The organism is Novosphingobium indicum (assembly GCF_014645195.1).
Taxonomy (GTDB): Bacteria; Pseudomonadota; Alphaproteobacteria; order Sphingomonadales; family Sphingomonadaceae; genus Novosphingobium; species Novosphingobium indicum.
In genome coordinates, this window is sequence record NZ_BMLK01000008.1 from 53864 (window position 1) to 76261 (window position 22398).

Here is a 22398-nt window from a genome sequence, read left to right on the forward strand (position 1 = left end):
GTTGTTGCACGGAGCCTAGGGCCTGGGCCGGTTCGCTCTCTTGGCACTGACGACCGCAAATCTTGTGTCAGGGCGCACGGGGGCGTCTCGCGCTTGACCGGAGGACGGCGCCCATGCTGCACCGTTGTTTCAACTGTATAAAGACGGGGCGCGCACTTGGCTGTTCACATCGTCGGGTCCATTAATATCGACATCATTACCTCGCTCGACCGGCTGCCTTTGCCGGGCGAAACTGTGCTGGCGGATGCCACGGCACGGCTGCCGGGCGGCAAGGGTGCCAATCAGGCCGTGGCGGCAGCACGCATGGGCGCGCAGACGCGCATGATCGGCGCGGTCGGTGACGGCGATGCCGGGCGCTGGATGGTGCAGCGACTCGCGGCCGACGACATCGACGTATCGGGTGTGGAAACGCTGGCGGGCGAGGAAACCGGCACTGCCTATATCGCCGTCGATGCCGAGGGCGAAAATCAGATCATCGTGGTTTCCGGCGCCAACGCGAGGCTGAAAGCGCCGGCCCCGGTGAATGAGGGCGTGTTGCTTTCGCAACTGGAAGTGCCCGTCGCGGCGCTGCTCCCGGTCTTCGCGCAGTCTAAGGCGGTGCGCATTCTCAACACGGCGCCGGCGCTGTCCGAGGCGAAGGCGCTGTTCGAGCACGTCGATATTCTCGTGCTCAACGAGCATGAGCTGGGCGTCTATGTGCCTTCCGACAGCGGAACAGTGGATTGCGAAGACTACATTGTCCGCGCACGCCGTCTGCTGGCCCGCGAGGATCAGGCCGTGGTCGTGACGCTGGGCGCGAATGGCGCTATTGCCGTGCGCAAGGACCGGCATCGCCACGTAGCGGCTGTACCGGTCATCCCCGTGGACACGATCGGCGCGGGCGACTGCTTCTGCGGCGCGCTGGCCGCGCTGCTGGATGAGGGGCGCTGCCTCGAGGATGCCCTGTCCTGCGCCAGTGCCGCTGCTGCGCTGTGCACTCTGGGGCAGGGGGCGGCGCCTTCGATGCCGACGCGGGCGGCGGTGCTGGACCTGCTTTCGGGACCGGCAACAGAACATGCGCCGCAAATCAAGAACCGGGAGAGCGCTTCCCTAAGCTGAAATCACACGCCGCGTTCACGCAAGGGAGTTCCAGATGACCGAGTTCCAGCCTACCCCTTTCGACATCCCGTCAGATACCGGGGGCAAGGACATCGGGATCTTTCTGCCGATCGCCAACGGCGGCTGGATTCTCTCGAAGAACAAGCCGGAGCTAGACGGCTCCTATGCCTATAACCGGCAATGCGCGATCCTGGCCGAAGAGGCCGGTTTCGACTTCGTGATGTCGATGTCGAAGTTTCGCGGTTACGGCGGCGAGACCGATCACTGGAACAGCTCGCTCGATCCGGTGGTGCTGATGGCCGCGCTAGCCGAGGTGACGAGCAAGGTGAAGGTGTGGACCACGATCCACACGATCCTGCAGAACCCCGCGGTGGTCGCCAAGATTCTGGCGACACTCGATCAGGTGTCCAAGGGGCGCTCGGGCCTCAACGTGGTGACCGGCTCCTACAAGGGCGAATTCTCGCAGATGGGCGCATGGCCCGAAGGCGTCGATCACGATGCCCGCTACGACCTCGCCAAGGAGTGGGTCACGGCGGTGAAGCGCCTTTGGACCGAGGATTCGGTCACCATGGACGGCAAGTATTTCACGATGGACGAGTGCGAATCCTGGCCCAAGCCCGAAAAGCGCCCGTTCCTCGTCTGCGCCGGCTCCTCGAAAAAGGGCATGCGTTTCACCTCCGAGGAAATGGACGCGATCTTCCTCAGCGGCGGCGAACCTGCGGAGCTGGCCGAAGCCAGCCGCGCCGCCAAGGACGATGCTGCCGAACTGGACCGCTATGTGCGCACCTATTCGATGATGACCGTGGTCTTCGGCGACACCGACGAAGAGGCCGAGGCCATCGCCAGGCACTACACCGACGGGCTCGACGAGGGCGCGCTCCACGGCATGCTCAAGGCCTACGGTTTCCTCGACGAGGAGATCGGCAAGGAAAACGCCTTCGTGAAGAAGAGCCGCTCCGGCTTTATGGCCGCGCACGTGGTCGGCTCGACCGAAACCGTGATCGAGAAGCTGAGCGAGATCTTCGAAGTCTCGAACACCGACGGCCTGATGATGATCTTCCCGGATTACATGACCGGTATCCCCAAGTTCGGCAAGGAAGTGCTGCCGGTGCTGCGCGAACGCTTTCCCGGCAAGGTCAAGCTGACCGCCCATGGTTGAGGCCGCCGACCTTCCGCATATCGATGCGGGTGCGCTCAAGGACATGCTGCCGCCGGCGAAGACGGCCTTGGTGGTAGTCGATATCCAGACCGATTTCGCCGCGCCCCACGGTCTCGTTGGCAGCTTCGGCGCCGACATGACTACGGTCGAGGCCGCGATCGACCGGATCGAGGAACTGATCGCCGCCGCCCGTAAGGCCGGTGCCCATGTCGCCTTCATGCGTGTCGTCACGCGGCCCGAAACCGACACCGAGGCGCTCAAGACGCTGATGGTGCGCCGGGGCAGCCCGGGCGGCGAAGGGATCTGCCGCGCCGAGGGCGGCGGGGCAGATTACTATCGCGTCACGCCAGAACCGGGCGATATCGAGATAGAGAAGCTTATGTACGACAGCTTCCACGGCACCGATCTCGACGAGCAGCTCAAGGCGCGCGGTATCGACACGCTGGTGATGACCGGCGTCAGCACCGATTGCTGCGTCGATTCCACTGCGCGCACAGCGTTTCACAACGGCTACAACGTCTTCGTCGTGTCCGATGCCTGCGCGGCCTACGAGCCCGATCTGCATTCGGGCACGCTCAACGTCCTGCAGAAGAATCTGGCCCTGCTGGTCACCAGCGACGCCGTCGCCGGGGTCTGGTCTTGAAGCTTTCGGCCGCCACTTTCGTCGCGCGCGATGTCGATGCCCTTGCGGGTTTCTACGGCGCGGCACTGGGGCTGGCCGAGACTGTCGATGATTCCCCGCGCTATCGCGAGTTGGAAGGCGGAGGCGTGCGGGTCGGTTTCGCCTTTACCGGGGCCTACGAACTGCTGGGGCTTCAGGACGATGCCGAGGTTTCGGGCCTGCGCTCCTTCCTGACTTTCGAAGTTCCCGAAGCGGACATGGCTGAGGCGGTCGCACAAGCCGTGGGGCAGGGCGCCGCGCTGGTGAAAGCGCCGTATCGCACGCACTTCGGTGCGTTGCTGGCCGTCCTGCGCGATCCGGAGGGCAATGCGTTTCGCCTCGTCGGAGGCGCGGCATGATCCCCTACACGCCGCCGCGTGCCGCAAAGGACATTCCTGTCATCGATCTGACCGGCACCTTTGTCTCGGACGATGCGCGTGAGGATGCCGCGCGGCTGATCCATCGGGCCTGCCGCGAGACCGGATTTTTCTACGTCTCGGGCCACGGTATCGATCCTCTGCTGGTAGAGAGCCAGCTCGCCGCGGCGCGCCGGTTCTTCGCTCAATCGGACGAGGCCAAGCAGGCCGTGTCCAAGGCGCATTCGCCGCACTGGCGCGGCTATGAGGGCGTGGGTGCGCAAGTGCTCGATGCGGGCTCTGCGGCGGACCACAAGGAAAGCTTCGCCATTGCCATCGATCTCGCCGAGGACGATCCGCTCGTCGTCGCGGGTGTGCCGGGGCAGGGGCCGAACCTCTGGCCAGAGCATTTGCCCGGCTTTCGTGAACAGTTGCTCGCCTATCAGGGGGCCATGATCGACCTCGGTCGGCACCTCATGGGGCTGATCGCGATGTCGGTCGATCTCGACTACGGCTATTTCGCCGCGGGGCTCGATCAGCCGCAGTGCGGTGTGCGCTTGTTGCGCTATCCGCCGCAGCCGCAGGACAGCGCCGACAACGTGCTGGGCGCCGGCGCGCACTCGGACTGGGGCTCGATCACGATCCTGCTGCAGGATGGCAAGGCCGGTCTCGAAGTGCGCAATGCCGCGGGCGACTGGATCCTCGCGACGCCGATCCCGGGCACCTTCGTAATCAACATCGGCCAGATGGTCGAGCGCTTCACGGCAGGCATCTATCGCGCCAACCTGCACCGCGTGCGCAATGGCTCGCCCGATGCCGCGCGTTATTCGATCGCGAGCTTCTTCGAACTCGAACCGCTCTACCGCATGGGCCGCGCGCCGAGCTGCCCGCCCGATCGGGCCTATGAGGCCTTGGCCGACCTGACCGTGAGCGAACACATCGACCAGATGGCGCGCGCTTCCTACGCAGATGCCGGAGCCGATCAGCAATGAGCGAAACCCCGCCTGTTCCCGTCGACCTGCTGGTGCGCCATGCCTGGATCGTGACGATGGACGCGGAGCGCCGCATCTTTCGCGATGGCGCCATCGCCATCAAGGATGACCGCATTGTTGCCCTAGGGTCTTCCGATGAAGTCGAGCGATCGGTTTCTCCCCGCGAAGTGATCGAGGGAGCAGACCGCTTCGTGGTCACGCCAGGCTTCGTGAACGGCCATGTCCACATCACTGGCGAGCCGATCACGCGTGGCTCTGTGCCCGACAATACCGATTGGCGGACCAATGTCTTCGACTGGCTGATCCCGACCTACATGGCGCAGACGCCCGAGGACGAAGCGCTGTCGGCCACGCTCGCGGCACTGGAAATGCTGCGCACGGGCACGACATGTTTTGTCGAGGCGGGAACGATCCTCGACCTGCCGGCCGTCTTCGATGCGCTTGCCGCCACAGGGATTCGCGGACGCATTGGCCAGTGGGTGCAGGACCGGGCCTTTGCGCCGGACGACGATCAGGCAGCTATGACCGCGGGCGCTGTCGCCAAGCTGGAAGACCAGCTTTCGCGCTGGCCCGCTGCGGGCGATCCGCTGCTGGCGGGTTGGCCCTGTCTGGTCGGCCACAACACTGCCACCGATACGCTGTGGCGCGAGGCGACGGCGCTGGCCCGCGAGACCGGCTGCGGCGTGACCGCGCACATGAGCGCCGATCCGGCGGATCCCGATTTCTATCTGGCCGAAACCGGCCAGCGCCCGATCGTCCATCTCGCCGCGCTCGATGCGCTGGGGCCGCATCTCTCGCTGACCCACGGCATCTACCTCGATGCACAGGAAGTGGAACTGCTGGCGCAGAGCGGAACCACCGTCACGCATTGCCCGATGACGGCGATGAAGGGCGCTTACGGGGCCAGCTCGGCAGGGCGCTTCCCGGACATGGTGGCGCAAGGCGTCAACATTCAGCTCGGTACCGACGGCAATAACAACGGCAACGCTTCCGACATGATGCGCGCGATGTTCGCCAGCGCGGGGCTGTTCAAGGATGCGCTGCGCGATGCGGACATGTTCCCCGCCACGCGCGTGCTGGAAATGGCGACGGTCAATGGCGCGAAGGGCGCGCAGCTCTCGCATTGCATCGGTTCGCTCGAACCCGGCAAGAAAGCCGACTTCGTGCTGCACGACCGCAACCGGCCCGAGTGGCGGCCGCTGTTCAATGTCGTCAACCAGCTCGTCTATTCGGCGGATGGCAGAGGCATCCACAGCGTGTGGGTCGATGGCCAGCGCGTGGTCGACAACTATCGTTCGACGCTGATCGACGAAGAAAAGCTCTACGCGCAGATCGAGAAGGCAGGGGCGGCCGTTCTTGCGCGCGCAGGCATGGAGGTTCCCAGCACATGGCCGGTTCTTTGACGTCGCCCGTTCCCGGATACAGGAAGGGCTCGCCTCGCAGCGTCCTGATAGCCTGCACACTGGGCAATGCCGTGAGTGTGACACCGGCTGTCCATGCCGTCTTCGGGCTCTTTCTCGTGCCGCTCTCAGCACAGTTCGACTGGTCGCGCGCGAGCATTTCGGGTGTGCTGGGCATCCTCGCCCTGGTCGGAGCGGTATCCTATCCGATGATCGGGCGTTATGTGGACAAGCATGGCGCACGCGGGATGCTGTTGACCGGCGTGCTGGGCCTTGCCCTCTCGATCAGCGCGCTCGCCGCGACCACTGGCAGCCTGTTCCAGTTTTATGCGACCTTCACGGTTCTGGCGGTTTTCGGGGCGATGGCCGGCACGCCGATTTTCCAGAAAGTGATTGCCGACTGGTTCGAAGAGAACCGGGGTACGGCACTGGGTCTCAGCGCCGGTGGCGGCAATGGTCTGGGCTCGGTTGTGCTGCCAGTGCTGGCCGCGGTTCTGGTGCAGACATGGGGCTGGCGTGCTGGTTATCTGGGCATCAGCGGATTCATGCTGATCGTGGCGCTGCCGCTGCTCTGGCTGCTGCTGCGCGACAAGGCCGGCTCCGGCCATCATTCCGAAACGGCTGTCGCTCGCGAGGGCATGACCCTGGGCGAAGCCCTCCGCACGCCGGCCTTCTGGCTCACGCTGATTGCCGTGGCCGCAGGCGCTGGCGGCACGACGGCCGTGTTCAGCCACGTCGTGCCGATCCTCAGCGATCGCGGCTTCTCCGTCGCGACCGGCACGGCCGTGGTGAGCGTTTTCGCGCTGGTGACGTCGGCCTGGCAGGTTGCCACGGGGCGTATTATGGACCGGATCCAGACGCCGCGCGTAGCGGTGCCGATGTACCTCATGGCCGTGGTCGGCCTCATCCTGATCGAGACCGGCGGCAGCATGCCCGAACTGCTGATTGGCGGCGCGCTGCTGGGTGTGGGGCTCGGCGGCCAGTTCGGCGCCTTGCCCTACTTCGTCGCCCGCTATTTCGGCACACGCCATTTCGGCTCGGTGATCGGAGCGATGTATTCGGCGGTGATCGCCGCGCAGGGCACCACGCCGATCCTGCTCGACGCCGTATTCGACGCACAGCATTCCTATCGGCCGGCACTGCTGGGCGTGGGCGGAGCGCTGGTGGCCGGCGCGCTGCTGCTGATGTTCCTGCCGCGCTATGGCCGTCCGGCGGATACCGCCGAAGGCCTGATGGCCGTCGGCCATTGACACGAAGAACCACACCGATCCTGGGAGCTGCTGGTGGCTGACTATTCCGAACGAGACCTTTCCGGCGCGACTTTCAGCGATCCGGCCAAGGCCCCTTACACCGTCAGCGAGGAAGAGCGTGCGGCGATTGCCGAGGCCATCGATACCAAGGAGCTCGTCGAACTCGCTTTGACGCTGGGCAACATTCCCAGTCGCTCGCGTGAGGAACTTGCGGCGGCCGAATTCGTCCACGACTGGATGGCGAGGGAAGGCTTTTCGCCGCGCAAGGTTGGCGCGACCCCGGAGCGGCCGAATGTGATCGGCGAATATGGCGGCTCGGGACGCGGCGCGAATCTGCTGTTCACGGCGCATCTCGACACCGAGAGCCCGAGCGGCATGCGCGAGCATGACAAGTTCCGCTACCGTGAGAGCACGCTCGCCGATCCCGAGTGGACGCAGTGCTGGCAGGATGAGGAAGGGTGCATTCGCGGCTATCCGGTCACCAACGACCGCGGGCCGATGTCGTGCTTCCTGATCGCCGCCAAGGCGCTGCGCAAGGCGGGGATCGGCCTTGCCGGCAAGTGCTGGCTCACAGCTTGTCCCGGCGAGATCGGCCCCGAACCGATCGAGGAATTTTCCGGCATCGACTGGAATGGCAAGGATATCGGCGCGCACTACCTGTTCCACCACGGCGGGGTCGCACCCGACTATGCGATTGCAGCGGAAGGGACAGACTACGGCCTGACGTGGCAGGGATCGGGCTATGCGCTGTTTCGGGTGCGCATCTTCGGGCAGGGCGTCTTCTCGCCGATCCTCGATGCTCCCGCCGATGCGCGGGCCCATCCCAACCCGATCTATCGTCTGGGACCGGTGATCGACGCGCTTCACGCCTGGGGACTGGCGTTCGAACAGAGCAGCCGGATCGAAACCGAAAGCGGCCCGGTTGCGCCCAAGGTGCAGATCGCCTCGGTGCGCGGGGGCATGCCGATAGATTTCGGCGCGGGCACGGAAGTCTGCGCGCTCTACATCGATGTGTCGCTCAACCCGCGCCAGAAGGCGGCGGATGCCTGGCACGGTATCATGGAGGCCATGCGCGGGGTCGATGTCGAGGGTTTCGATGTCGAGCCAGTGGTTGTGCGCCACGGTTTCGAGGCGCGGCCGGACGAGGTGGCGCCGCTGGTCGGCGCAGTCGATGCGGCTACCCGCCTTGCGCGAGGCGCTCCTCTGGAACCGGCGCACCCGGTCTATTCCAGCATGTGGCGCGATCATAACGTGTTCAACATGCACCGCGTGCCTGCGGTTACCACCGGCATGCCTCGCTGGCGACCGACGCCGGAGGACATGGCTTCCAGTGCGCTGGTCTATGCGCTGACGATGCTGGCGGTGTGCGGACGGGGAGAGGCGCCGGCGCTGTCGGGAGGCAGCACGAGCGTGTATGGAAACGAAACACCGTTTGCGAACAGTTGATCAGGAGCCTTGCCGGTTGGGGCAACGCTGGATAGACGGTCCCCAAGGTCGTCAAATTAAGAAGCGTTCACTGCCGGGACAGGATGCCGCCAACTATGGGTGGGTTCTGGATTGCGAATAACAACCAACGTCTATCCGAAGGAACAGCGGCGCGATGCCTGGCGCTTCGCGCTCAAGCGCCTGTCGCTCACGCTCGATGAAGCGGACGAGGCGACGCTTTATGGCGAACTGATTCATTTCCGTTCCAGTACCAATATCGACTTTATCCGCGTGACCGGCACACCGCAGTCGTGGTCGATCGACTTTCGTGAACAGCCTCAGACTTACTGGCTCGCCATGATTCTCGACGGCACGGCCACCATGCGCGACGGCGCGCAGGAGATCAGGCTGGGCGATGGCGAGATTATCTGCGGGCGCGGGGATTCGCCGGTCCATCTCGCGTTCGCGGGCGACAACCGCAGCCTGATCGTGCAAGTGCCGCACAGCGAACTGTCGATGCGCCTGAAGACACCGATCGGCGGCACACCGCGCAAGATTGCCACCGACACCGGCACCGCCCGCGTCTTCGCCGGCATGCTGCGCTCGCTGGCCGAAACGATCTCTGACATCACCACCGACCAGGCCCGGCCGGTGGAGCTGGCCTTTCCCGAATTCCTCGTCACCAGCCTGCTCGACAACGCCCCGGCCAAGGCGCTCGGCGGCGCGGCGGGCATGCGGGCGGCGCTGCTCGAACGCATCTTCCAGACCATCGAGATCCGCTTGTCGGACCCCGATCTCAACTACCAGCAGGTCGCCGCCGAACACGGCATTTCGCCGCGCTATCTGCAAAAGCTGTTCGAATCGATCAACGATTCCTTCGGGCACTACGTCAAGGTCCGCCGCCTCGAGCGTTGCCGGCTCGATTTGCGCAGCCCGCTTCACGTGCAGAAGTCGATCTCCGACATCCTGTTCGAATGGGGCTTCAACGATTCCGCCTCGTTCAGCCGCGCCTTCCGCGAGCAGTACGGCATATCCCCGCGCGAATACCGCAAGGCGCAGCCGCAGGAACAGGAAGCGGTCGAACTTCTGCGCCGCGGCCGTCCGGCAAAGGGTGAACGAGTTGCTGCCAAAGCCGGGCCTGCAGCCGACGAGAAACCGTCAGACACCGTCGAGGAGCCGGAATACCAGGCTGAACCGGAGAACGAGGATGATGACAGCTGCACCGCGACGACGGTCGATGCCTCGCAATTCACCGATGGCCAGCCGGTCCGCCACCACCATCTCCCGGTCTCGCCGGAGACGGTGCATTGGGGTTACTTCAGCAAGGATCTGAAACCGGCCCTCCACGTTCGCTCGGGAGACTTCGTCACCATCGAGACGCTGACCCATCACGCCAACGACGATCCGGAACGCATGGTCAGTGGCGACGAAGGGGCGGAGAGCGTCTACCACTGGGATGAGAACGGCAAGGCGATCGAACGGCGCGGCGCCGGGCCGATGGATGCCAGCGCGTTCGGACGCGGGCCGGGTGAGGGGTTCGGCGTGCACATCTGCACCGGCCCCATCGCGCTTGAAGGCGCCATGCCCGGCGACCTCATCGAAGTGCGCATTCTCGATCTCAAGCCGCGGCCGAGCGGGAATCCGCGCTTTGCCGGCAAGTGCTTCGGCAGCAATGCGGCGACCTACTGGGGCTTTCACTACCACGATCTGCTGACCGAGCCGAAGATGCGCGAAGTCGTGACGATCTACGAGGTCGAAGCGACCGGCGCGCGCATGCCCACCGCCCATGCGGTCTACTCCTATCGCTGGACCGAGCAGATCGATCCTTCGGGCGTGAAGCATCCCCGCTACGACTATCCCGGCGTTCCGGTCGATCCGGCGACGGTTGAGCGCAACTACGATGTGCTGCGCAACGTGGAGATTCCGATCCGCCCCCACTTCGGCGTGATCGCCGTGGCCCCTGCGCACAATGGCCTGATCGACTCCGTTCCGCCGGCCTCCTACGGCGGCAACCTCGACAACTGGCGAACCGGGCCGGGCGCACGGGTGTTCCTGCCGGTACAGGTGCCGGGCGCCTTGCTGTCGCTGGGCGATCCGCATGCCTCGCAGGGCGACAGCGAACTGTGCGGGACTGCCATCGAATGCTCGATGACGGCGCTGATCCAGATCGTGCACCACAAGGCTGCCGGGCTGATGGACCAGCTCAAGGATGTCGACTACCCACTGATCGAGACCGAGACCGAATGGGTGATCATGGGCTTCAGCCATCCCGACTATCTCAAGGAACTCGGCCAAGACGCGCAGAGCGAAGTCTACAAGCAGAGCTCGATCGATTCCGCCATGCGCGATGCCTTCCGCAAGGCGCGGCGATTCCTGATGACAGCAAAGCAGCTGAGCGAGGACGAGGCGATCTCGCTGCTCTCGGTCGGTGTCGACTTCGGGGTAAGTCAGGTCGTGAACGGCAACTTCGGCGTGCATGCGGTGATCCGCAAGGCGCTGTTCACCAGCTAGCGCTTTGCCATCGCGAGAGTCGCGCGGTCGATGGCTGCGCGCAGCTTCCACGTCCGAGCCATGAAGGGGCCGGGCGTGAGCTCGTTGGTCATTAAGATGGTGACGATCTTGTGGACGGGATCGGCGAAGAAATAGGAGTTGGCCGAGCCAGACCAGCTTCCCGCGCCGACGGGAACCCCGCCGCGCGCTTCCGTTCCGGCATCGCCGATGCCGAGGCCCAGGCCGAACGGGATGTCGAGATCGGGGCCGCCACCGGTGCGCAGGCGCGGTGAGAACATGGCATCGACGCTGGCAGCAGAAAGCACGCGCTGACCGTGCCACACACCCCGGTTCGCCAACATCTGCGCGAAATGGCGGTAATCTTCCAGCGTTCCGGCGAGAGCCCCGCCGCCATCGCGCAGGCGGGCAGGGTCGCGGTATTCTGAGGTTTCCAGCCGGTCGACGGCCTTGAGCCCCTGCGCCGTGGCGCTGTACTCGACGACAAGGCGCGAGGCCTTTTCGTCGCTGACGACGAAGGTCGTATCCGTCATCTCCAGGGGATCGAAAATGTGCGTCTGGAAGTAAGCGTCGAGCGTTTCGCCGCTGACCTTTTCGATCAGGGCGCCGAGCACGGTTGTCGAGAAACCGTAGCTGAAGCGATCGCCTGGCTGGTGGAGAAGCGGTGCCTTGCCCAGCCGCGTGATGAGTTCGTCCAGTGATCCGGCGGGGCTGACTTGCGATTTACCGCTGGTGACCGGGGTCGCGCGACCTACGCCGTGCGTCCGATAGTAGCGATGGACAGGCGTATCGCCCATGAACTCATAGGTGATGCCCGAGGTGTGGGTGAGCAGGTCGAGGATGGTGACGGGGCGTTCTGCCGAAACGGTCCGCACCGGATCGCTGGCTGTGCCATCCCATACCTGCAGGTCAGCCAACTCGGGAAGATAGACACCGATTGGGTCATCGAGTGCTAGCTTGCCCGCTTCCGCGAGTTGCAGGATCGCGACGGTCGTGATCGGTTTCGACATCGAATAGAGCCGGAAGATCGCATCCCGTGCGATCGGCTTGCCTCTCTCGATGTCCGCAAAGCCCGTTGTGATTTCGATGAGGGGCTTTCCGTCCTGCTCAATCAGTACCAGAGCTTGCGGCAGTTCCCCCGCAGCGATCATCGCATCGAGCGTCGCGCGCAGGGTTTCTTCCGCAGACGCTGTAGTCTCGGTGGTGGCAGCAGGCGCGGCACAGGGCAGCAGCGCCGTTGCTGCGAGCAGCCAGGGCAGTAACCTCAGAACGGCTTGTCGCCCGCAATCGTCACGCGATAGCCGGAGCGGGTCTCGGGGAAATAATCCCACACCGCGAAGTGTTGCGTGCAGCGGTTGTCCCAGAACGCGATCGAGTGCGGCTGCCAGCGAAAGCGGACGTGGTAGTTGGCGTTCTTGATGTGCTCATAGAGGAACGCGAGCACGGCATCGCTCTCCTCCTGTGACAGTTCGTTGATCTTCGTCGTGTAGGACGAGTTCACATAGATAAGTTTCTTTCCGGTGACCGGATGGACGCGGATGACCGGGTGCGAATTGCACTCGTAGGTCTTGTCCACGTCGGGGAAGAGCGCCTTGTAGACCGGATTGGCGTCATGGACCGCGGTGAGCGGTTCGAGGAACGCCTTCATCGGCTCGGAAAGGCCGTCGTAAGCGGCATACATGCTCGCGAACAGCGTATCGCCACCGAATTCGGGCAGCGTGTGCATGTAGAGGATCGAGCCCATCGGCGGATCGGGATCGCACGAGAGGTCCGAGTGCCACTTTTCGCCGGCGACAAACTTGCTGTGCTCGTCGGCATGGATGGCGACGACTTCCGGATGATCGTCGAGGCCCTTCACGGCGGAATGCATGTGCAGGTCGCCGAAGGCGCGGCCAAGAGCCTTGTGGGCTTCGTGATCGATTTCCTGATCGCGGAAGAACACCACCTGATGCTTCATCAGCGCATCGTGGATTTCCGCATAGGTCTGATTGCCCAGCGGTTCGCGCAAGTCGACGCCGAAGATTTCCGCGCCGATCCGCTTGGTCATCGGGCGCACATCGATCAGTTCGTAACCCATCGTCATTCTCCGTAGCCGCCTTGCGAGGCAGGTGTGTGCCGGGTGGTTGGGACCGCTTTACCCGGCACACGTTCAGTCAAGTCGGACCGTGGTTCCGGTCGTTAATCGGGATCCTTGACGGTGCCCTTTTCAGGGAAGATCCGCCGTTCGATCTTGCAGTGGATGCCCTGGGTGCCATCGACCACCTGGGTCACGCCGAAGTCGGCGGCGACGCTCATCAGCGAGTAGCCGTCGTGGCGCGAAAGGCCCTGATGCTCGGTGAGCAGGTGAAGCATGTCGAGCGAGGCGCCCTTCATGGCTTCGTCGAGGTCCTCGCCGAAGCCGTGGACGATCCAGCAATCGGGCGTTTCCAGCAGCGGCGACGGGAAGGCGAAGTCCTTGCGCAGGATGATCTGGAACAGCACGTCGAGCGAGGCCTCGATGGCGGTCCCGCTGATCTCGCCGTCGCCCTGGCTGACGTGGGGATCGCCGATCGAGAACAGCCCGCCCTTCACCTGCACCGGATAGTACATCGTTGCGCCGGCGCCGATGCGCCAGTTGTCGATGTTGCCGCCATGCAGACCCGGCGGGATCGTGCTGACACGCTCGTTCACGGCCGGCGCGACACCGGCGGTGCCAAGGTGCGGGCGCGCGGGCAAGGTGATGCCGGGTAGCGCCGGCGAGCGGTCGCATTCGGGGCAATGGGTGATGCGGCCCGGCTCCGTGTAGACGCCGTCCACATCGTAGGCATAAAGCGCGCTGGCCGTATTCGCATTGGGATCAAGCTTGTAGATCGTCACGCGCTCGGTCTTGCCGAATTCCTCGTAGAGGTGGCCCCAGTTGGCCTGCAGGTTCGACCCGTAGTTCATGCGCGGGCGCATCTCGAAATAGCGCACTTCCAGCATGTCGCCGGGTTCGGCACCTTCGACGTAGATCGGCCCGGTCATGATGTGGCAACCCGGCGCGCGCGTGGTCGGATCGACCTCGGTGAAGATGCGCTTGATCTCGTCGTCGAACATCAGGTCCGGATCGTCGCCCGCGTGATGGGTAACTGCCTGCGCCTGGATCAGGTCACCGCTCTTGACGGTCAGCGCCGGTTTGATCTCCGGCGAGAAATAACCCCAATGCACCGTTTCAGGCGTTGCCCTGAGGTGGTGGAGCGCGCTCGGCTGAACGGCCTCCTTGGCGGCATCGGGCTTTAGGCTGATCAGTCCCATCTGAACTCCTGTTGGGCAGGTTGAAAGGTGCGACCCGAAGTCATGCAGCGTCGATGAGGATGCTTGTCATGCTCAGGGACTTGTGTTGGATGAAATGCGGTGCGAATTCGGCCTTCTCGCCTTCGTGGCGGGCGCCGAGAACGTAGAGCAGCGGCAGGAAATGGTCGGAACTGGGCACCGAAAGGCGCGCGGCATCGCCCATCGCCTCGTAATCGATCACCGTTTGCGGCGTATCGCTGGCAATGGCTTCGCACATCGTCGCGTTGAACTGTTCGGCCCAGGGATAGGGCGTTGCTGCCGGGTTGCCCCAGTCCATCGCGGGCAGGTTGTGGACGATGTTGCCGGTGCCCATGATCAGCACGCCTTCATCGCGCAGCGGGCGCAGCATGCGGCCGACTTCCCAGTGCTCGGCGGTCGACTTGCCGACGTCCATGCCGAGCTGGATCACCGGAATGTCCGCTTCGGGATAGGCGTGGACCAGCACCGACCATGTACCGTGATCGAGGCCCCAGTTGGCATCGAGCTTGACCGGCATGGGGGCGAGCAGTTCCTGCACGCGGGCGGCCAGTTCCGGATCGCCGGGGGCCGGGTATTGCATGTCGAACAGGGCCTGCGGAAACGCCCCGAAATCGTGGATCGTGCGCGGCTGCGCCATTGCCGTCACTGCAGTGCCACGCGTCTGCCAGTGGGCCGAGATGCACAGGATCGCCTTGGGCTTGCCGATGCGGGCAGCCATGTCGTTCCACGTCTTCGTGACGGCATTCTTTTCCAGCGCGATCATCGGGCTGCCATGTCCGAAGAAGACAATCGGAAGACGGCTCATCGTAAATGGCTCCATTCGCATTTCCGCAGCGTGCTGACCCGGGGCTCGCGGATGTTATTTCCGTGTTTCGAGGGAAGGCTATGCCGGGGGTGGGCTCCGGTCTTGCGGCGATGCGCACAAGAACTTGTCGCGCTGCAGCAAGACCGAAGCCTGATCCGACCTATTCGCGGGTGAAATTGTCCGGAATCTGGGGGTTGTCGCCGCCCTTGATCCACAGGATGATTTCATTGCCCCAGGGGTCGCGGAAGGCCCAGTTGAAGCCGTTGAATTCCTTCCAGTAGTGATTGCGCCACAGCACGGTCGCACCCAGCTTTTCCGCCGTTTCGAGAATGCGCTCGGGCGTGTCGTCCTCGCTGACCAGAATCCAGACGCGCGCCTTGCGGCCTTCGGTGGCAAGCGTGCGCGGTTCGACGCCTTCCGGATCGGGGTGGGGGCGGGAATTCCGGGCATCGGAAATACCGAAGTGAAGATTGCCGATCTCGCTGTCGGAACCGTCCTTGTTCTTGAAGAAGCCGCCCGGAACCATGCGGTGGAACAGCCCGCCCATCCGCGGATCGTCCTCCCAGCCGAAGACTTCGGCGTAGAATTTGCCGGCCTTGTCCGGGTCGTCCGAGGCGAAGTCGAAGAAAATCAGGCTGTTGGTCATCAGGAACTCCCTTGTCGTTGGACCAAGGCCTAGCCGAGGGAAGGAACTTTGCTCGGCACCGCGCGCACGAATCCTTGATTGCCCGCGCCAGCCCGTTGTCACGCGGACGGCACGTAAAAAGGCGGCGTCCGAACTGGTCGGACGCCGCAGCCGTCGGGAATGAAAAACCGGGTTGGTGCGCTCAGGCCGCGCCGGTCCGCTTGATCTGGGTCACCGGAGCCGAGGGGCCGCGACGGCGGTCCCTCTCGGCCCAGTAGCGATCGACCAGCCAGACATTGAGCAGGCGCTGGGCGCCTTCCTGCCAGGAGTAGCGGCCGCGCGGTGCGTGCTTGGAACGAAGGCCTTGCTGGACCAGTTCGTCGACGTGGAAATCCTGGCCGACGATCTGCTCGACCGCTGCATCGTTCATCTTCATCTTCTGCTCGTAGAGCGGATCGTCCATCGCTTCGGGCATCATCAGCGTGCCGATGGTCAATGCGTGCGACTCCGCCGAACGCGGGTCCATGATGAGGTAGAGCACGGTGTCGTTCAGTACGACCAGCGAGAGGCTGGGCGGGAGATTGACGAAGAGCAGGCGGTTCTGTTCTTCCTCGGTCAGCTTCGGGAAGACCGGGAAGACCGCACGCTGCGTCGCGTTGAAGGCGGCGTTCTTGTGAAGCGTGCCGTTGAGCCGGTAGTAGGCGGCGGAATCCACCGGAACTTCGGGGAAGCTGGCAAGGCCGCTCGGAATGAAGTCGTGCAGCGGGCCCGCGTGCAGACGACTGGCGTGATAGCCGTCGTTGTTGTTTTCCAGCATGACCTTCCAGTTCCATGGGAAGATCGTCGGTTCCTCGGGGCGTGGGCCGCGCAGCGCGGCGAAATCGTAGTTGGCAACAACCGGCTCCAGCGCGGCAAGGCGCGGGGTGAGCGGCTCGGCCTCGGGATCGAGGTTGATGAAGACGAAGCCGTGCCAGATTTCGTGGCGGATTTCGGGCAGGGCGGCGGCCTTCTTGTCGAAGTTGCAGGTGCGGTTCATCGCCGGCGCGCCGACGAGGGCGCCGTCGAGATCGTAGGTCCAGTGGTGATAAGGGCACACGAAAGCGCGGGTATTGCCGTGGCCCTCGGCCACCAGCATCGCGCGGTGCTGACAAACGGCGGAAAGCGCCTTGATCGTTCCGTCGCGCGTCCTGGTGACGATGATCGGCTCGTCCGCGCGGGTGACGGTGAAGAAGTCACCCGGCTCCTCGAGCCATTCCTCGCGGCCGACACAGAGCCATTCGCGCTGGAACAGGGCGTCCATCTCGAAGTGGTGGAATTCCTCGCTGGTGTAGCAGACCGGAGGCAGGGTTTCGGCCTCCAGCGTGTCCAGCCTGGAGCTGGCGAGACTGTCGAAGAACTGATCTGTGAGGATGGTCATTGGGGCCTGCTTCCGTTTTGCGCGAACCGGTGAAATGCGCTTCGTGCGCGACTTGCTATGTCGGTGACGTTAGCGGCATTGTCGGGAAGCGGCTTTGCGCTGGGCGCAGTGTTTTTTGGCACGGGTTCCGGGGCTCATTCCGCCGGGACCAGGTCCCCCACTTCTTCGCCGTTTTCGCTGACTGCGGCGGCTTCCTCGTTCTCCTTCGGCGCGCGCAGGAACAGGATGGCGATGCCGGTGGCGGCAAGAAGCAGCATGGAGAAGATCAGCATGGCCGGCGCGTAGCTGCCGGTCACGTCGGCTATCCGGCCCGCCCCGATCGGGCCGAGCACCGCCAGCGTCGTCGCGGTGGTGGCCATGGCGGTCATGTCGCCTGCGATAGCGGCGCCGAAGTAGCGCAGGATGAGGACATGGGCCGAAAGCCAGGCCATGCCCCAGCCGGTGCCGAACAGAACGGCGGCGACGCAGGCGATGAGCACGACCGGGGTGGACCACAGCAGCGCCATCGCCGCAGCCTGCAGCGCAAGCCCGGCGATCAGGATGCGGCGCGGATCGTGGCGTTCGCACACCGCGCCGGTGATGCCCTTGGCGCCGGTTCCGGCAAAGGCCAGCAGGCTCATGGCGATCGCGCCGGGCGCCGCGCCTTCGCCAAGCGTGGCGATATGGGCGACAAGGGTAGAGTGCGTGGTGGTGACGACCATCTGGACCACAGTCATGATCGTGGCGAGCACCATGAAGGTCGGGCTGCGCAAAGCCTTGCGAACGGTCCAGCCGGTGGCATTTCTTGTCGCCGGATTGGCGTCGCCGCCCGCGACGCCCTTCACCTGTTCGACGGTTTCCACCTTGGTCGCATCGCGCACGCAGATTAGACAGATTAGACCGACGAGGGCGGCGCAGATCGCCATGACCAGCCAGTGCAGCCGCCAGTCGCCGGTCAGGCCGACGATGGTGCCGACGATCAGCGGACCGGCAATGCCGCCTGACGAGCCGATCATGAAGTAGAAGCCGATCATGCGGGCAGAGGTGCGCGGAAACCACGTCGCCAGCAGGTAGACGGCAGGCGAGGGGGCGGCGAGCGTGAAGCCGATGCCCATCAGCGTGGTCGCTACGAAGAAAAAGGTGAGATCGCTGATCATGGATGCGATCAGGAAGCCGGCCGCCAGAACCAGGCACCCCGCGAACATGGTCAAGCGCGTGCCGATCATCTTCATCAGCACCGGTGGGAGCGGGCTGGCGATGCCGCAGGCAAGCCCCAGCAGCGAGAAGCTGAGGCCGGCGGCCGCCTTGGACCAGCTCAGCTCGGCGACCATGGTGTAGAGAACGTATCCCAGCGAGGTGAAGGTCGTGGCCGTTACGAAGAAGAAGGCAAGCGAAGCGGCAAACATGACCTGTGCGTTGCGGGGCATGGTCTCTCCAGCATTGGGGGGCGGACGAATCCGGGAAATGCGTCAGTAAGCAGGCTGTCACGGGGTGGGCGCGCACTCTTGATAGTATGCGCCTGAAGATTTGATCGTGGCCTTTAGGGGCAGGCTTTGCCCCGTACACGCGAAAAGGGCGCGGTGACTTTCGTCACCACGCCCTCCTCCCTGTCTTCCGAAAGCGTTCCGGCGGATCAGAACTTGTAGCCGAAGGACACGATCACCTGCCGCGGCGGGATATAGGTGTCCATCACTTGGGCCGAACCGTAAGGATCGGAGAAGCGCGAGTTGATACCGTTCTTGTCGAACAGGTTGATCACGCGCAGGGTGATGTCGGTGTTGGTGCCTTCCGGCTCGTACTTCGCCATCAGGTTGACCTGGGTGTAGGACGGCGTGAGGTCGATCGCGCCGTCGTTGAACAGACGGTACTGGTACTTGCCGCGATAGATCAGCTGGGCGCGGCCGGTCAGCTCGCCCGGACCGACCTTGCCGTTCCAGGTCGCGGCGATGTTGCCCTGCCAGCGCGGCAGCTTGGGAACGCGGTTGCCCTTGATGTCGGCGCGGGCCGCATCGCGAGCGACCGATGCCGCGTAGAAGTTGTTCCAGAACAGCCAGTCGGGATAGCCCGCCGTGTTCTGCGCCGAGGTGGCAGCGGCCGGGTCGAGCGCCAGATAGTGCGAGGTGAACTCGCCTTCGAGCCACGACAGCGAGGCGTCGAAGCGCAGCCCGTCGGTCGGGGCCCAGATGCCTTCGACCTCGATGCCGTAGACGCGGGCCTTGGGCGCATTGCTGATGCCCTCACCGTAAAGCACGGGATCTTCCTCGAGGAACTGCATGTTCTTGTAGTTATAGAGGAAGCCCGAAGCGTTCAGCTGCAGCGTATCGCCGAGGAAGCGGTTCTTCGTACCGATTTCGAAGGAGTCGACCGTCTCGTCCTTATAGGTCGGCTTGATCGAATCTTCCCAGCCGAAGATGCAGTAGGCACCGCCGCAAGCCGAAGAGGCGCTGTTGATGCCGCCCGGCTTGAAGCCGCGCGTCCAGCTCGCATAGAGCATGTTATCGGGGCTGAACTGGTATTCCAGCGCCACCTTGCCGGTCCATGCATCGGTCTTGCGCGAGCCGGTCGAGGAGGGCTGCAGGAACGCGCCCGAGGTCTGGCTGGAGGCACCGCCCGAAGCGCTGTCGAACATGCCCGAGGCCTTGTCGTGGTTGTAGCGCGCGCCGGCGGTCACCTTAAGCTCGGGCGTCAGTTCGTAGGTGCCCTGGGCGTAGAACGCGTAGAGTTCACGCTTGATCGAGGATAGCTCGGCATAAGTGATGATGCCGACGGCCGGATCGTTCCACGGCGTGTCCAGCGGCAGCACCGGGCGCAGGATCTGGTCGTCCGAGCCGCGATACTCGTTGATGTACTGGCTGTTCTTCGAGTGCAGGTAGACACCGCCGACGACCCAGGAGAGCGGACCGCCATGGTTGGAGGTCAGGTTGACTTCCTGGCTCCAGCTTTCGGTGTCCGCTTCCCACAGCGGAACGTGGTCGTAGGTCGATCCGCCATAGGTGAGGGGGCTGAACGTCAGATCGTAGAACAGGTCGGAGTCGAGGCCGTCCGCGTCCCAGGCCTGCTCGGAATGCAGCTTCTGGTAGCCGGTGATCGACTTGATCACGGCGAACGGCGTCTCGTAGCGCATCACGCCCGAATAGAACTGCGTCTTGACCACCGAGCGGCCCGGATAGTCCTGCGTCAGCACGCGCGGATCGGGCTCGGGATCGAGAATGTTTTTCTGCGCCGGGCCGTTGGTCTCGCTGTTATACTGGATCGTGTTCAGCGTGATCGAGAAGTTCGAGGTGGGCGACCACTTCGCGCCGAGGCGCCAGCCGGTGTTGTCCTCGTCGTCGAGATCGTACTTTTCGAAGCCGGGCACTTCGGTTGCATAGGCGTAGCCGTCGTGCTTCGTGAACTGGAACGCGCCGCGGACCGCCAGCGTGTCGCTGAGCGGAACGTTGAGGGCGGCGCTGCCTTCCTTGTAGTTGTAGTTGCCGATGCCCGCCTTCACGTAGCCGGTCGTCTCGTCGGTGGTCGGTTCGATCGAGACCACGTTGATAGTGCCGCCGGTCGAGCCCTGGCCGAACAGCGTGCCCTGCGGGCCGCGCAGTACTTCTACTTGAGCCACGTCGATGAAGGCCGCGCTCGCGGCGATCGAGTTGAAGATATAGACGCCGTCGATGTGATAGGAGACGCCCGGCTGGGTGTTGGTGTTCTCGGGCGTTTCCGAGCCGATGCCGCGGATCGAGATGATCCGCTCGCCGCCACCGCTGCGAGCGACGACAAGACCCGGAACCGTGCCGTTGAGGCCGGTGATGTCGTTGATGTTGGCCGCTTCGAGCTGGTCGGACGTAACCGCGCTGACGGAAAGCGGCGCGTCCTGCAGGCTGACTTCGCGACGTTCTGCCGTCACGACGATGTCGGTAATGCCGCTGGCGGCTGCTGCGGCTCCGGCAACCGGAGGGGCGGCAGTCTCGGCTTCGTCCGCATGTGCGGTGCCCGATGCGAGCGCGAGAAGGGAAATGCCGGATGCGTATGCGAAGGCTATGTAGGACTTGCGAGTCATGAATGCTCCCCGAACTGGACGTCTGAACGATTCCCGGGCTTTGCGGCTCGTGGTTGTGTGACAGTGGCCGCTTGCAGGGAAACTTGGCCGCAGTGCGGAGCGCGGTCTTGTGCAATTGCGAATAAGTACTTGACTGGAGAGCCCCGGAGGCAGGGCGTGAGGCAAGAGATTGTGGCAGTTTTTCGCCATTTTTCGTGATTTCGGGGAATTTCTTGCTGCTCGCGCCCGTTTGGTTGCACTGCGCAAGACCGGGCCATGGCGCCTCGCGTCAAGGGAGCAGCGTGCTCAGCGACAAGACCTGCGGGGGCAGGGCTGCCACAGGCGGGGCAAGGCCCAAGACCTTGCAGGAGGATGCCCCGCCATGACGACCAGTCCCTTATCCCAGCCGCTCGCAACCCGCATGCTTGGCCGCACCGGTATGGAGATCACCCGCGTCGGTTTTGGCGCCTGGGCCATTGGCGGACCCGACTGGGCGGTCGGCTGGGGGGCGCAGGACGATGCCGATTCCATCCGCGCGATCCGGCATGCGGTCGATCGCGGGGTGAACTGGATCGATACCGCGGCGATCTACGGCCTCGGTCACTCGGAGAAAGTCGTTGCCAGGGCATTGGCGGAAATGCCGGCGGGCCAGCGGCCCTATGTCTTCACCAAGTGCGGGCAGGTCTGGGACCCGGAAGACCGCAACAGCAAGATCCGCGTCGGGCGGCGCGAGTCGATCATGCAGGAATGCGAGGATTCGCTGCGCCGGCTGAATGTCGATGTGATCGACCTGTTCCAGATGCACTGGCCGGCCGAAGACGGCAGCGCGCTCGAGGAATACTGGGAGGCGCTCCTGGACCTGAAGGCGCAGGGCAAAGTGCGGGCCGTCGGGCTTTCCAACCACAGTGCGGATCAGCTCGAGCAGGCCGAGAAGCTGGGGCACGTCGATACGCTGCAACCTCCGCTCTCCGCGATCAAGCGCGGCGCCATCGAGCGCGAGCTGCCGTGGTGCCTCGTCCATGACACCGGTGTGATCGTCTATAGCCCGATGCAGTCGGGTCTGCTGACGGGCGGCTTTTCCGTCGAGCGTGTCGCGGGCCTGCCCGATGACGACTGGCGCTCCAGCCATCCCGACTTCACCGGAGAGGCGCTGCTGCAGAACCTGCAGGTCGCCGAAGCGCTCAAGCCGGTTGCCGAGAAGTACGGCGTGTCGCAGGCTGCGGTCGCGGTGGCCTGGGTCCTCGCGGTGCCGGGCGTGACCGGCGCGATCGTCGGCGCGCGCAGTCCGGCACAGGTCGATGGCTGGGTGGCTGCGGCTGGTCTCGAACTGACCGGAGAAGATCTCTCGCATATTGCAGACGCCATTCGCGCGTCAGGCGCGGGCATCGGCCCCGGTTTCGGTTGAACC

18 protein-coding genes are annotated in these 22398 nt (G+C 64.3%); 10 read left to right on the top strand and 8 right to left on the bottom strand.

The window, feature by feature from the left end; translation table 11 throughout:
* Window positions 1-156 precede the first annotated feature (156 nt).
* The 9 genes from IEX64_RS09860 to IEX64_RS09900 all read left to right on the top strand — a co-directional run bounded on the left by IEX64_RS09860 (window position 157) and on the right by IEX64_RS09900 (window position 10852).
* The gene (locus IEX64_RS09860; RefSeq protein WP_188819501.1) at window positions 157-1098 is read left to right on the top strand and encodes a ribokinase; all 942 of its coding nucleotides are present in this window, start codon (window positions 157-159) and stop codon (window positions 1096-1098) included.
* 34 nt (window positions 1099-1132) lie between these two features.
* Entirely contained in the window at window positions 1133-2257 is a 1125-nt protein-coding gene (locus IEX64_RS09865; RefSeq protein WP_188819502.1) for an LLM class flavin-dependent oxidoreductase, read from the top strand.
* Window positions 2250-2900 (top strand): cysteine hydrolase family protein, encoded by a 651-nt coding sequence (locus tag IEX64_RS09870; RefSeq protein ID WP_188819503.1) that lies wholly within the window; start codon window positions 2250-2252, stop codon window positions 2898-2900. Before IEX64_RS09865 ends, IEX64_RS09870 begins: the two co-directional genes overlap by 8 nt.
* Window positions 2897-3277, top strand: coding sequence for a VOC family protein (locus tag IEX64_RS09875; protein WP_188819504.1), 381 nt, complete (start codon window positions 2897-2899; stop codon window positions 3275-3277). Before IEX64_RS09870 ends, IEX64_RS09875 begins: the two co-directional genes overlap by 4 nt.
* The gene (locus tag IEX64_RS09880; RefSeq protein WP_188819505.1) at window positions 3274-4266 is read left to right on the top strand and encodes an isopenicillin N synthase family dioxygenase; all 993 of its coding nucleotides are present in this window, start codon (window positions 3274-3276) and stop codon (window positions 4264-4266) included. The genes IEX64_RS09875 and IEX64_RS09880 overlap by 4 nt, the downstream gene beginning before the upstream one ends.
* Window positions 4263-5669 carry an amidohydrolase family protein gene (locus IEX64_RS09885; RefSeq protein WP_188819506.1) on the top strand — a complete coding sequence of 469 codons (1407 nt, stop codon included), beginning with the start codon at window positions 4263-4265 and terminating at the stop codon, window positions 5667-5669. Before IEX64_RS09880 ends, IEX64_RS09885 begins: the two co-directional genes overlap by 4 nt.
* Entirely contained in the window at window positions 5654-6916 is a 1263-nt protein-coding gene (locus IEX64_RS09890; RefSeq protein ID WP_229710177.1) for an MFS transporter, read from the top strand. Before IEX64_RS09885 ends, IEX64_RS09890 begins: the two co-directional genes overlap by 16 nt.
* Before the next feature lie 33 nt (window positions 6917-6949).
* Window positions 6950-8362 carry a zinc-binding metallopeptidase family protein gene (locus IEX64_RS09895; RefSeq protein ID WP_188819507.1) on the top strand — a complete coding sequence of 471 codons (1413 nt, stop codon included), beginning with the start codon at window positions 6950-6952 and terminating at the stop codon, window positions 8360-8362.
* A gap of 111 nt (window positions 8363-8473) precedes the next feature.
* Window positions 8474-10852: an acetamidase/formamidase family protein gene (locus IEX64_RS09900; protein ID WP_229710178.1), complete on the top strand. Its 2379-nt coding sequence runs from the start codon at window positions 8474-8476 to the stop codon at window positions 10850-10852.
* Here the strand turns inward: IEX64_RS09900 and IEX64_RS09905 are convergent.
* The 8 genes from IEX64_RS09905 to IEX64_RS09940 all read right to left on the bottom strand — a co-directional run bounded on the left by IEX64_RS09905 (window position 10849) and on the right by IEX64_RS09940 (window position 21011).
* Window positions 10849-12180: a serine hydrolase domain-containing protein gene (locus tag IEX64_RS09905; protein WP_188819509.1), complete on the bottom strand. Its 1332-nt coding sequence runs from the start codon at window positions 12178-12180 to the stop codon at window positions 10849-10851. The two genes, IEX64_RS09900 and IEX64_RS09905, sit on opposite strands and share 4 nt — an antisense overlap.
* Window positions 12114-12926 (bottom strand): TauD/TfdA dioxygenase family protein, encoded by an 813-nt coding sequence (locus IEX64_RS09910; protein WP_188819510.1) that lies wholly within the window; start codon window positions 12924-12926, stop codon window positions 12114-12116. The genes IEX64_RS09905 and IEX64_RS09910 overlap by 67 nt, the downstream gene beginning before the upstream one ends.
* 101 nt (window positions 12927-13027) lie before the next feature.
* Window positions 13028-14122, bottom strand: a complete 1095-nt coding sequence (locus IEX64_RS09915) for an acetamidase/formamidase family protein (RefSeq protein WP_188819511.1) — start codon at window positions 14120-14122, stop codon at window positions 13028-13030.
* A 40-nt stretch (window positions 14123-14162) separates the two neighbouring features.
* A complete protein-coding gene (gene ygiD, locus IEX64_RS09920) occupies window positions 14163-14945 on the bottom strand; it encodes a 4,5-DOPA-extradiol-dioxygenase (protein ID WP_188819512.1) in 783 nt (260 codons plus the stop codon).
* 160 nt (window positions 14946-15105) lie between these two features.
* Complete coding sequence (locus tag IEX64_RS09925; protein ID WP_188819513.1) at window positions 15106-15591, bottom strand: VOC family protein; 486 nt, start codon at window positions 15589-15591, stop codon at window positions 15106-15108.
* Between the two features lie 181 nt (window positions 15592-15772).
* Entirely contained in the window at window positions 15773-16987 is a 1215-nt protein-coding gene (locus IEX64_RS09930) for an aromatic ring-hydroxylating oxygenase subunit alpha (RefSeq protein WP_188819514.1), read from the bottom strand.
* 134 nt (window positions 16988-17121) lie between these two features.
* On the bottom strand, window positions 17122-18393 hold the full coding sequence (locus tag IEX64_RS09935; RefSeq protein ID WP_229710179.1) for an MFS transporter: 1272 nt from the start codon (window positions 18391-18393) through the stop codon (window positions 17122-17124).
* A gap of 206 nt (window positions 18394-18599) precedes the next feature.
* The gene (locus IEX64_RS09940) at window positions 18600-21011 is read right to left on the bottom strand and encodes a TonB-dependent receptor (RefSeq protein ID WP_188819515.1); all 2412 of its coding nucleotides are present in this window, start codon (window positions 21009-21011) and stop codon (window positions 18600-18602) included.
* 361 nt (window positions 21012-21372) lie between these two features.
* On the opposite strand from IEX64_RS09940, the gene IEX64_RS09945 reads away from it, so the two are divergent.
* On the top strand, window positions 21373-22395 hold the full coding sequence (locus IEX64_RS09945) for an aldo/keto reductase (RefSeq protein ID WP_229710180.1): 1023 nt from the start codon (window positions 21373-21375) through the stop codon (window positions 22393-22395).
* Window positions 22396-22398: the final 3 nt, after the last annotated feature.